This window comes from Arthrobacter sp. Hiyo1 (genome assembly GCF_001263615.2).
Classification (GTDB): domain Bacteria; phylum Actinomycetota; class Actinomycetes; order Actinomycetales; family Micrococcaceae; genus Arthrobacter.
In genome coordinates this window covers 291083-302150 of sequence record NZ_DF952470.1, presented here as the reverse complement: position 1 = coordinate 302150, position 11068 = coordinate 291083, and the positions used below count along the sequence as shown (strand labels likewise).

Below are 11068 nucleotides of genomic sequence, written 5' to 3'. Positions count from 1 at the left end.
CGGAGCTGTGGTCCAAGCGGGCGCCCAGCCGGAGATCAGCGTCTGCATGAATTCCGGCGTTCCCTTGCTGAATCCGCCGCTCGCGGCCGCAACGCCACCAACACCCAGGCCCATGGCGGTCAGGACCGCAGCACCAATAACGGCGGGGCGATGCTTGCGCAACTGACGCCGCTTGCCGAGCTCGTCGAGGGGAAGAGTCTCGCCCACAGCCGAGCCAGCCAACATCGCCGCGAGCGCGGGCCCGGGGACAGGCGCCGGCATGGAGGCAAACGATTCCAGTGCCTTCAACGAATCCGTGACTTCAGGGGCGTCCGTGAGGCCAGCCTCAAGCATGAGCTCGAGGATGACCGCGTCGCGGTCAATGTCCTTGCAATCCCAACGCATCATGGTGCCACGTATTCCTTTACTACCGAGTGCTCGCGGAGTGAATTCAACGCCCGGCGCTGCAGTTGTTTGACTGCGCCTTGGCTTTTCCCCATGATTTCGGCTGCTTGGTCAACTGTCAGACCGGCAACAATACGAAGCGTCAGGACTTCCCGCTGATCTTCCCCAAGGAGGTCCAGCAACGCCATGACTTCCCCGGGCGCCACGCGGTTCATCGCTTCGGCTTCTGCCGAATTCGACTGGCGCGTGTCACGTTCAGGTTCAAACTCGTGGTGCTCAGGTGCCCTGCTTTGCCGACGATGGTCATCCACCATCCGGGCATGGGCCACCGAGAACACGAACGTCCGCAGACCGCTGACGCCGCCCGTGATCGTCTCGACGCGAGGCAGGACGGCAAGAAAAACGTCTTGTGTGACAGCTTCGGGATCCGAGACACCTTTCGCCGTGAGGTAGCCGAGCACCTGGCCCGCAAAGGCCTGGTAGACGGCGCTGAACAGTTCAGCTTCGCGGCCGCGAAGGGCCAGCAATGCTGCATCGGTCAAGGCGTCGGTCACTGAAGCGTGGCTTTCGTTGGGGAGCGAATGTCCGGATCCATGCGAGATCCTCGGTGCCGCCCAAACGCGGCAGGGCCGGGCAACCTCACCTAGCTTAACCGCTGCTCCCGCTATGCCCAAGGACCAGCCTTCGGTTCCGGGGACCTGCCTCTCCCGGACTTTTTGCACATCCACGAAACCCCTTCAGACATGAAAAGGGCCGAGCTGAAACATGATGGGGGACAAATTTCAGCTCGGCCTTTCAAAGAGGTAATCGTCGGGGCACCCCAAAGGGTTACGCGGATTCCAAAAGTTTTTTCCGACGGCGTTTTGAGTGCCTTTTGGCGCGGAACGCACGACGGCGGGCCACCCCTGAAAGGGCGACCCGCCGACGTCGTGATTTAGCTGTGGTGACTAGTCCTCGATGAGGTCGTGCACCACGATCGTCTGGTCCCGGTCCGGGCCGACGCCGATCGCGGAGAAGCGCGTGCCGGAGAGCTTCTCGAGGGCCAGCACGTACCGGCGGGCGTTCTCGGGGAGGTCTTCGAGCGTCTTGGCGCCGGTGATGTCCTCGGTCCAGCCGTCGAAGTACTCGAAGATCGGCACTGCGTGGTGGAACTCGGTCTGGGTCATGGGCATTTCGTCGTGGCGGACGCCGTCGACGTCGTAGGCCACGCAGACCGGGATCTGCTCGATGCCGGTCAGGACGTCCAGCTTGGTGACGAAGTAGTCCGTGAAGCCGTTGACGCGGGATGCGTGGCGGGCCAGGACGGCGTCGTACCAGCCGCAGCGGCGCGGGCGGCCGGTATTGACGCCGAACTCGCCGCCTGTTTTCTGCAGGTACATGCCCATCTCGTCGAAGAGCTCCGTGGGGAACGGGCCGGCGCCGACGCGCGTGGTGTAGGCCTTGATGATGCCGATGGACCGCGAGATCCGGGTGGGTCCGATGCCCGAGCCAACGGACGCGCCGCCGGCGGTCGGGTTGGACGACGTCACGAACGGGTAGGTGCCGTGGTCGACGTCCAGGAACGTGGCCTGGCCGCCCTCCATGAGGACCACCTTGCCCTCATCCAGTGCGTTGTTGAGGACCAGCGTGCTGTCAATGACCAGCGGCCGCAGGCGCTCGGCGTAGGACAGGAAGTACTCCACGATCTCGTCCACCACCACATTGCGGCGGTTGTAGACCTTGACCAGGAGCTCGTTCTTTTGGCGCAGCGAGCCTTCCACTTTCTGGCGGAGGATCGATTCGTCGAAGACATCCTGCACGCGGATACCCAGGCGGGCCACCTTGTCCATATAGGCCGGGCCAATGCCCCGGCCTGTGGTGCCGATGGCGCGGCTGCCGAGGAAGCGCTCCGTGACCTTGTCCAACACCTGGTGGTACGGCGCCACGAGGTGGGCATTCGCGGAGACACGCAATCGGGAGGTGTCTGCGCCGCGGGCTTCCAGGCCATCGATCTCCTGGAACAGCGCTTCAAGGTTCACCACGCAGCCGTTGCCGATGATCGGAATCGCGTTGGGGCTCAGAATGCCGGCAGGAAGGAGCTTGAGCTCATACTTCTCACCGCCCACCACAACGGTGTGCCCGGCGTTGTTGCCGCCGTTGGGCTTGACCACGTAGTCAACGCGGCCACCGAGCAGGTCGGTTGCTTTGCCTTTGCCTTCGTCGCCCCATTGGGCTCCGACGATCACGATAGCTGGCATGGGATCCTCCCCCATTCTTTCGGGCCGGTCCTGGCGGGATCACCAAGGCTCAGCGCCGTACATGAGAACGCCCCGAATCTTTCGGTCCTGCCCGCAGACTTTCGCAAAAGTTCATCGGCGGGATCAGCAAGAGTTCCGGGGCTCTTACCAGCCAAGTTTAGCCGATGCGGCTCTTGGACCTGTTGTCACACGGTCGGAAGGCGACATGAAAACAGGGAGGGCACCCTCGAACTTCCCCGTGAGCAGAATGTGAACTCTTCCCAAACAGTCCGCTTCGGGCCTCCAAAACGGCCCTCGGGCCCCAGGCGAGCGGCTACATTCTTTGTGAATCCTCACCCCCAGCGGGCACTTCCGTGAATCTGAAGGGAAATCGATGAATTTTCGCAACAAGCGGCTCTTGTCAACGGCAGGAGTGAGCGCACTCGCAGCATCCACGATCGCTGCCGGCATGATCGGGTTCGGCCTAACGCCGGCCTCGGCCAATAACGACCACAAGGACACCGCGACGCCTATCAAGCACGTCGTCGTAATTTTCGGCGAGAACGTCTCCTTCGACCACTACTTCGCGACGTATCCGCAGGCAGCCAACACGGCAGGCGAAACCCAGCAAGGCAGCGGCGCAGCGGCTCCCGCGTTCACGGCGGCCAAGAACACGCCGAAAAACATCGCCACCCTCGCCAACGACAAGCTCTTGGCACCTAACAATCCCAACTCGGTCCAGCCCCAGCGGCTGACTCCGGGCCAGGCAATCACGTGCGACCAGGACCACGAATACACCGCGGAGCAAAAGGCCTACAACGGTGGCTTGATGAACAAGTTCGTCGAGAACACGAGCATGGACACCTGTTCGGGTGGCCAGTTCGGGCGTCCCGGGCTCACCATGGACTACTACGACGGCAACACCGTCACCGGGATCTGGAACTACGCCCAGAACTTCGCCATGAGCGACTCACACTTCAGCACCGTTTTCGGCCCGTCCAGCCCCGGCGCGCTCAACCTCGTGTCCGGCCAGACCCACGGCGTCACCGAATTCACCGCCGCCGGACAGCCCGTCAAGCCGGCAAGCAGCGACTACACGGTCAAGTTCCCTGACGCGAACGGCGTCGGCACCATGACGGAAGACCCGGATCCGGTCTACGACGACTGCTCCAACAAGAGCCACGCAAGCAAGAACAACCTCGCCGGCATGCAGGGCAAGAACATCGGCGACCTGCTCAACGACAAGGGCGTCAGCTGGGGCTGGTTCCAGGGCGGCTTCGCCCCGACGACGCCGGCCACGGACACCACCCCGGCAGCCTGCATGACCACCCACACCAACATCGCGGGTGCCACGGTGACTGACTACAACCCGCACCACCAGCCGTTCCAGTACTACAAGTCAACGTCCAACCCCCACCACCTTGCTCCGGCCAGCGTGGACGAGATCGGACACAACGGCCAGGCCAACCACCAGTACGACACCACGGACTTCGCGAAGGTGGTCAACTCGGACAACATGCCTGCCGTCTCCTTCCTGAAGGCGGGTAACTACCAGGACGGCCACGCCGGCTACTCCGATCCCCTGGACGAGCAGAAGTTCATCACGCAGCAGGTGAACGCCATCCAGAACTCGAAGAACTGGGAAAACACCGCAATCGTCCTCGCCTACGATGACTCCGATGGCTGGTACGACCACGTCGCGGCTGGCGTGAAGAACTCCTCCAACACCACTGACGACGCCGCATGGTGCCTCAACGCGTACAACAAGGGTGTCCCGATGGCCGGAGGCTATGCGGACCGTTGCGGCCCCGGCCCCCGCCAGCCGCTCGTGGTGATCTCGCCCTTCGCGAAGAAGAACTTCGTGGACCACACCCAGACGGACCAGTCATCCATCCTTCGCTTCATCGAGGACAACTGGCACACCGGCCAGATCGGCGACTCCTCGGCGGACGCCAAGGCCGGCTCCATCAACGCGATGTTCAACTTTGACAACGCGCGGGACGTGAAGCTTATCCTCAACGAATCGAACGGCACCGTGGTCTCCCGGACCAAGGAAAGCGACGACCAGAACGAGAACAAGCAGTAGCAAGGTACTTCCGAAACGGCACCGTCCCGAATGCATCGGGATGGTGCCGTTTCCGTTAACGTACGGCCTAGCGCACGGCCCGGTCCATGCCCGGAAGCCGGCTCCCGCCGTCGAGAGTCCCACCACAGAAGTCCCGATTCACCCCACAGCTCACCGCCGTTCCGGTAGAGTTAACCAGCCCCCAACACTGCACCCAATCTGACCGGTCGCGGCAAACCGCTCCCGGCCGGATAAGTGCGCCTCGCTACACGTAGGAGACCCAAGCCCATATGCAAGACCTGGCGACTGAAACACGCGAAGAGCAGCTCTGGAACCGACGTTTCGAACCCCACATCGCCGAGGTCACGGGGCTTTGCGATTCCCTCAAAGAACAGAAGCCTGGCAGCGAAGTCCTCTACGTGGACCCCGTCCACAGCGTTGACGAGTGCCGCATCATCAGCCTTTTCTCCAACACCCGCACCACGGAGGGCTCGGGCTTCATCGTCCCGGGTGACGCGGATGCCACCACCCGCATGGTGGGCATGCAGTGGCAGTTGGGCCTTCGTCCCGAACTCATGATGCCGTGGAACGTCTACCCGTGGATCGAGCCCGACGGCGAACCGGGCAAGCTGACTCCTGCCAACATCACCGAAGGCCTCAAACCGCTCCTGCGCCTGCTGGCGATCGTGCCGCGCACGTCCGTGCTGGTAGCCCACGGCAATGAAGCCCATCGATTGGCAGACCAGCTGATGAAGGCTGCTCCGCAGAGCATCCACCGCCGCGGGTTCAAGACATTCAAGGTCCGCTCGCTCGGTGGGCGTTCCTTCGCCGGCTCCCCCACGCGCCAGCAGGAGTACCTGGACCTCATTCATGGCGCCTACGCCGAGGCCATGGCCCGGACCGGCCTCACCCCGGTCTCCTAGGACCCGCCCGACCCAACTGACTCGCATTTGTTGTCGTTATGACGCCTCATAACGACATTAACTGCGAGTTAGTTGGGTGGGGAAAGCGCGACGGCGGCCGCCCACCTGAGTGGGAGGCGCGTCGGCGTTTAATTCACTTGTCCTAGCCTTCGATCGCTGCCTTCGCGGCGGGATCGGAGTCGTTCAGGAATTTCTCGATCCGCTCCGGTTCCTCAGCCTCGCCGATGGCGGCCGACGCCCGGCCGAGGGAGTACAGGGCGCGCAGGAATCCCCTGTTGGGCTCGTGCTCCCACGGGATGGGCCCGACGCCGCGCCAACCGTTGCGCCGCAGCGAATCCAGTCCGCGGTGGTAACCCACGCGGGAATACGCATAGGAATCGATGGTCCGGCCGTCAGCCCAGGCTTCTTCGGCCAGGATCGCCCACAGCAACGAAGACGTGGGGTACTTGGCCACGAGGTCCAGGGCCTCCTGCCCCAAGGCAAGGTGCTGGTACACCTCGGTCTCGGCAGGGAGAAGCGTCGGCTCCGGGCCCATCAGGTTCTTGCGGAATTCGTCGGACATTAGAAGGTCTTGCCTACCGAACCGAGCTGCTTTGCGGCTTCCACGATGCGGGCAGCCATGCCGGCTTCGGCGGAGGCTCCCCAGACGCGGGGATCATAGGTCTTCTTGTTGCCCATTTCGCCGTCGACCTTCAGGACGCCGTCGTAGTTCGAGAACATGTGTCCGGCAACCGGGCGGGTGAACGCGTACTGGGTGTCGGTGTCGATGTTCATCTTGATGACGCCGTAGGAAACAGCGTCAGCGATTTCCTGCTCGGTGGAGCCGGAGCCGCCGTGGAAGACGAGGTCGAACGGGTTGGTCTTGCCGATCTTGGCACCGACCTCGGCCTGGATCTGCTTGAGCAGTTCGGGGCGGAGCTTGACGTTGCCCGGCTTGTACACGCCGTGTACGTTGCCGAAGGTCAGGGCGGTCAGGTAGCGGCCGTTCTCGCCGGCGCCGAGTGCTCGATGGTGGCGAGGGCGTCTTCGGTGGTGGTGTAGAGCTTCTCGTTGATCTCGTTCTCGACGCCATCTTCCTCGCCGCCGACCGTGCCGATTTCAACCTCGAGGATGATCTTGGCCGCAGCTGCGCGTTCCAGGAGTTCGCGGCCGATCCGCAGGTTCTCGGACAGGGTCTCGTGCGAACCGTCCCACATGTGCGAGTTGAAGATCGGGTCCTTGCCGGCCTTGACGGCTTCCTCGGAAGCGGCCAGCAGCGGCAGGACGAAATCAGCCAGCTTGTCCTGCGGGCAGTGGTCCGTGTGGAGGGCGATGTTGACGTTGTAGTTCTTGGCGACTTCGCGGGCGAAAGCCGCGAAACCCAAGGAGCCGGCAACCATGTCCTTGACGGAGGCGCCGGACCAGTAGGCAGCACCACCGGTGGAGACCTGGATGATGCCGTCCGATTCGGCCTCGGCAAAGCCGCGGATGGCGGCGTTCAGGGTCTGCGACGAGGTCACGTTCACTGCCGGGAACGCGTATCCACCGGCCTTCGCGCGGTCGATCATCTCGGAGTAAATCTCTGGGGTTGCGATGGGCATGCTGACTCCTATGCTGATTTTCGTCTGTGGGTTTTGTTGACCCTGGAGTAGACCTATACGGCTAGGCACCATCCTAGCGACTGAAGAATCCGACACCGTGTTTCCGGTCACGGAGACGGGTAACACTTGCGGACCTTTTGCCGCCGGGTCCTCTCAGGACAGGCTGGCTCAAGACACGCGCTGGCCGAAGTTGTGCCGGCGGATCCACGCGTGCATCGCGATGGCCGCGGCCGACGCCGCGTTCATGGACCGCGTGGAACCATACTGCTCGATCGACAAAGTGGCGACGGCGGCGTCGTGCACCTCGGGAGTCAGGCCGGGGCCCTCCTGCCCGAACACAAGGACGCAGTTGCGCGGAAGTTCGTAGGTTTCCAGCGGCACGGAATCGGGGAAGATGTCGATGCCGATGATGGCCAGCCCCTCCCCCTGCGCCCACTCCACGAAATCCTCCACGGTGGGGTGGTGGCGGACGTGCTGGTAGCGGTCGGTGACCATGGCGCCGCGACGGTTCCACCGGCGTCGTCCGATGATGTGGACCTCCTTGGCGAGGAACGCGTTGGCCGTACGCACTACGGTGCCGATGTTCAGGTCGTGCTGCCAGTTCTCAATGGCAATGTGGAAATCGTGCCGGTGGGCGTCCAGGTCCGCGACGATCGCCTCGTGCTTCCAGTACCGGTACTTGTCCACGACATTGCGGCGGTCGCCGTCCGCCAGGAGGTCCGGGTCCACTGCTCGCCTTCCGGCCAGTCGCCTTCCCAGGGCCCGACGCCGACCTCCGGTTTCGCTTCGGACTCCCCTTCGCTAGAGGAGACGAACGACGGGTCGGTGGGGGCAGGGTTCTGGGGCCGGTCAGTCACTCCTCAACCCTAGCCCGGCCAGTGCCGCATGCGGCGCCGATACCCGGCCCCGTAACGCAGGACACCCGGGTGTCTCGGAGACCGAAAGATGAAAGACTTGGGACGAGAAGCAGCCACTACGCGGAGGAAAAGCATGGAGAACGCAACCGAGGCCCCCAAGAGCTCAGCCCTTTACCGCAACGGACACGAAATCGAATGCTGGCTCACGGACATGGACGGTGTCCTTGTCCACGAAAACCAAGCGGTTCCCGGAGCGGCTGAACTGATCCAGCGCTGGGTGGACACCTCCAAGCGATTCCTCGTCCTCACGAACAACTCCATCTTCACGCCGCGGGACTTGGCAGCCCGGTTGAGCTCCTCAGGCCTGGAAATCCCGGAAGAGAACATCTGGACATCGGCCCTGGCCACGGCCCAGTTCCTCAAGGACCAGGTGCAGGGCTCCGAGTCCGGGAACCGCGCCTACACCATCGGTGAGGCAGGGCTCACGACGGCGCTGCACGAGGCCGGCTTCATCCTCACCGACCAGAACCCGGACTTCGTGGTGCTCGGCGAAACCCGCACCTACTCCTTCGAAGCGATCACCATGGCCATCCGGCTGATCCTCGCGGGGGCGCGTTTCATCGCCACCAACCCGGATGCCACCGGTCCCTCGAAGGACGGGCCGATGCCCGCCACCGGCGCCATCGCCGCGCTCATCTCCAAGGCGACCGGCCGCGAGCCCTACATTGTGGGCAAGCCGAACCCCATGATGTTCCGTTCCGCGATGAACCAGATCGACGCGCACTCCGAGACCACGGCAATGATCGGTGACCGCATGGACACCGACATCATCGCGGGCATGGAAGCCGGGCTGCACACGGTCCTGGTGCTCAGCGGCATCACCCAGCGGGAGGACATCGCGGCCTTCCCGTTCCGGCCGAACCAGGTCCTGAACTCGGTAGCGGACCTCAAAAACCAGATCTAAGAAGAAGGGCCGGTGCCATGGCTGTGCTGAACCTCCGGTCCCTGGCCGGTGGCCGTATCCTGAGGGGCAGCCAGCCATTTGGCATGGACACCGCGGCGACGGCCGCGTTCCTGGAACGTCATGGCATCCAGGCCGTCGTGGATCTCCGGAGCGCGTACGAGCGCGCCATCGTGCCCTGGCAACTGGCCAACGGCGCGGTGGAGCTCGTGGAGAACCCCCTCGATCCGCGTACCGCTTCTGCTGGGCTCCAATCGATCCACACGGCCGAAGACCTTGGCGAGCTGTACCTTGGGTGGGTTCGCGCCCGCCCGGATTGGGTGGCCGAATCGCTGCGTCCCGCGGCCCAAGGCAAGCGGACGCTCATCCACTGCTCGCTCGGCAAGGATCGCACCGGCGTCGTATCCGCTCTGGCGCTCCTCGCGACGGGCGCTGACCGCGCGGCCGTCGTGGCGGACTACGCCGCAAGCACCGCGGCCCTCCCCACAATGCTGGAAACCATGTCAGCAGCTTGGCGGCTGGCTGTCCCCGAGGTTCCGGAGGAGGCATTCAGTCCCTCGCTCATGCTGCTGCAATCCCCCGAAGCCGCGATGGAATACTTCCTGGACCGTTTCGGGCACGAGTTCGGCGACGCGGCGGATTACTTGCGCGTCGCAGGCCTCAGCGGTTCCGAGCTGGACGGACTGCGGCGCAGGTAGGGAGGCACCGTCAGTAGAACACCACCCGCGAGCCGGCCCGGGGCAGCGGAAACAGCTCGTTCTCCAGGTCCTCAATGATCGGATTGTAGATAAAGGGATTCCACTGCGGGCTCGCATGGGCGGGGCGGGCGCCGTCGGTCCTGCGGCCCGTGGACGCGATGTTGAGGGGGAATGCCTTGGCCCACGCGGCCCGGGCGGTTTCGTAGTTCACGGTGTCATCGTTCGGGTTTCCGATAAAGGCCATGCGGGTGTCTCCCAGCCCGTCGACAAACCGTGTGCCGTCAAAGTGGTAGATGTAGTCCGATTCGCTCTGGATCAGCACGCTCGACGGCGCGATCGGCGAGAGCTGCTCCAAGGTCTGGTCCCAGATCTGCCCCCATGTGCGTTCGTGCTTGTTCACCACGCGCTCGCCCAGCTCATAGCCGCCGCGGAGGACTGACGGAACCTGGAAGCCGCTCTCGTACAAGAACACGACGCCGTCGAACCAGCTTTGGTCGAGGATGTCGTACTTACTGAACGGCGAGGAATCCAACAGGATCAGCTTGACGCTGACGTTGCGTTCACGCAGGCGTGCGGCCACCTCAGTGGCCAACATCCCGCCGAAACTGTGGCCGTAGAAATACAGGGTGTTCAGCTTGCGCTCATTGATATAGGCGAGCACAGCGTCCACCACCTCAGTGACTTCCATCCCCAGGTTGGAGTATCCGACGGCGGCCATCTGGCCGCGCTGCCGGAGCGAACCGCGGATCGAGTTGAGGATCCATTGGGCCTCTTCCCAGCTCGTCTTATAGCCGGGAAAGAGGATCCAACTCGAGTTGGGGTAGTACGACTCCGCGAAATCGTCCCCTACCGGGAGGATCTTGGTGGTGCGGCGTTCCGCCTGGACCTGGCGGGTGAACAGCATGTCCGCTGCGAGGGCCGTGGAAGCACCGGCTCCAATCAGGAAGGAACGGCGGGAAAAGCTCTTCAGCTCGGCGGCTTGGCGGAGCACCCGGGCAAGGGAGCCCGGGTCCTGCCAGCGCTGCTGCCTCCGAGGGAATTTCCCCGCCCGATAGTTCACGCAGCCAGCTTAGGCGCTTCGGCGGACGGGCACACGGTCCCCTCAAACCCGCCCGGCCTTGGCAGAGTTAGTCGAGTCCCAGCTCGTCCTTGCCGAAGGCGAAGAGGTACGGCACGCCGGTTTCGGCCTCGATCTTTTCCTTGGCGCCAGTGTTGCGGTCCACGATGACGGCCACGGCCACCACGTTGCCACCGGCCTTGCGGACGCCCTCGACGGCGGTCAGTGCCGAGCCGCCGGTGGTGGAGGTGTCCTCGAGAACCACGACGTTCCGGCCTTCCACTGAGGGACCCTCAACCTGGCGGCCCATGCCGTAGGACTTCTGGG

At 63.8% G+C, this 11068-nt stretch carries 9 protein-coding genes and 3 pseudogenes; 4 read left to right on the top strand and 8 right to left on the bottom strand.

Annotated elements, in window-relative coordinates; genetic code table 11:
• The 3 genes and pseudogenes from AHiyo1_RS24680 to AHiyo1_RS10290 form a co-directional block, all read right to left on the bottom strand.
• Positions 1 to 387, bottom strand: a pseudogene (locus tag AHiyo1_RS24680) (hypothetical protein); the annotation flags it as partial.
• Positions 384 to 938 (bottom strand): RNA polymerase sigma factor, encoded by a 555-nt coding sequence (locus AHiyo1_RS10295; protein WP_059388507.1) that lies wholly within the window; start codon positions 936 to 938, stop codon positions 384 to 386. The gene AHiyo1_RS10295 and the pseudogene AHiyo1_RS24680, both read right to left, overlap by 4 nt.
• A gap of 393 nt (positions 939 to 1331) precedes the next feature.
• Complete coding sequence (locus AHiyo1_RS10290) at positions 1332 to 2621, bottom strand: adenylosuccinate synthase (protein ID WP_059388506.1); 1290 nt, start codon at positions 2619 to 2621, stop codon at positions 1332 to 1334.
• 373 nt (positions 2622 to 2994) lie between these two features.
• Here AHiyo1_RS10290 and AHiyo1_RS10285 point away from each other — a divergent pair, with 373 nt between their 5' ends.
• Positions 2995 to 4686 carry a phospholipase C gene (locus tag AHiyo1_RS10285; RefSeq protein WP_059388505.1) on the top strand — a complete coding sequence of 564 codons (1692 nt, stop codon included), beginning with the start codon at positions 2995 to 2997 and terminating at the stop codon, positions 4684 to 4686.
• Positions 4687 to 4955: 269 nt separating this feature from the next.
• The gene (locus AHiyo1_RS10280; protein ID WP_059388504.1) at positions 4956 to 5588 is read left to right on the top strand and encodes a hypothetical protein; all 633 of its coding nucleotides are present in this window, start codon (positions 4956 to 4958) and stop codon (positions 5586 to 5588) included.
• A gap of 142 nt (positions 5589 to 5730) precedes the next feature.
• Here AHiyo1_RS10280 and AHiyo1_RS10275 read toward each other — a convergent pair whose 3' ends face one another.
• The 3 genes and pseudogenes from AHiyo1_RS10275 to AHiyo1_RS10265 all read right to left on the bottom strand — a co-directional run bounded on the left by AHiyo1_RS10275 (position 5731) and on the right by AHiyo1_RS10265 (position 8025).
• Positions 5731 to 6150, bottom strand: a complete 420-nt coding sequence (locus AHiyo1_RS10275) for a DUF3151 domain-containing protein (protein ID WP_059388503.1) — start codon at positions 6148 to 6150, stop codon at positions 5731 to 5733.
• A pseudogene (fbaA, locus tag AHiyo1_RS10270) lies at positions 6150 to 7168 on the bottom strand (class II fructose-bisphosphate aldolase). Before fbaA ends, AHiyo1_RS10275 begins: the two are co-directional and overlap by 1 nt.
• Positions 7169 to 7336: 168 nt before the next feature.
• Positions 7337 to 8025: pseudogene (locus tag AHiyo1_RS10265) on the bottom strand (TrmH family RNA methyltransferase).
• A gap of 133 nt (positions 8026 to 8158) precedes the next feature.
• Here AHiyo1_RS10265 and AHiyo1_RS10260 point away from each other — a divergent pair.
• On the top strand, positions 8159 to 8989 hold the full coding sequence (locus tag AHiyo1_RS10260; RefSeq protein WP_113990628.1) for an HAD-IIA family hydrolase: 831 nt from the start codon (positions 8159 to 8161) through the stop codon (positions 8987 to 8989).
• 17 nt (positions 8990 to 9006) lie between these two features.
• Entirely contained in the window at positions 9007 to 9684 is a 678-nt protein-coding gene (locus AHiyo1_RS10255; protein WP_059388501.1) for a tyrosine-protein phosphatase, read from the top strand.
• Positions 9685 to 9694: 10 nt separating this feature from the next.
• Here the strand turns inward: AHiyo1_RS10255 and AHiyo1_RS10250 are convergent, their stop codons facing one another.
• The gene (locus tag AHiyo1_RS10250) at positions 9695 to 10744 is read right to left on the bottom strand and encodes a thioesterase domain-containing protein (protein WP_113990627.1); all 1050 of its coding nucleotides are present in this window, start codon (positions 10742 to 10744) and stop codon (positions 9695 to 9697) included.
• A 67-nt stretch (positions 10745 to 10811) separates the two neighbouring features.
• A partial coding sequence (locus AHiyo1_RS26570; protein ID WP_275937053.1) for a phosphoribosyltransferase family protein occupies positions 10812 to 11068 on the bottom strand: 257 nt, incomplete at its 5' end.

Excerpts from the sequence above, each read along its gene's own strand:
- AHiyo1_RS10275 (WP_059388503.1), bottom strand. The coding sequence starts at position 6,150 with ATGTCCGACGAATTCCGCAAGAACCTGATGGGCCCGGAGCCGACGCTT.
- AHiyo1_RS10255 (WP_059388501.1), top strand. The coding sequence starts at position 9,007 with ATGGCTGTGCTGAACCTCCGGTCCCTGGCCGGTGGCCGTATCCTGAGG.
- AHiyo1_RS10285 (WP_059388505.1), top strand. The coding sequence starts at position 2,995 with ATGAATTTTCGCAACAAGCGGCTCTTGTCAACGGCAGGAGTGAGCGCA.
- AHiyo1_RS10260 (WP_113990628.1), top strand. The coding sequence starts at position 8,159 with ATGGAGAACGCAACCGAGGCCCCCAAGAGCTCAGCCCTTTACCGCAAC.
- AHiyo1_RS10290 (WP_059388506.1), bottom strand. The coding sequence starts at position 2,621 with ATGCCAGCTATCGTGATCGTCGGAGCCCAATGGGGCGACGAAGGCAAA.
- AHiyo1_RS10280 (WP_059388504.1), top strand. The coding sequence starts at position 4,956 with ATGCAAGACCTGGCGACTGAAACACGCGAAGAGCAGCTCTGGAACCGA.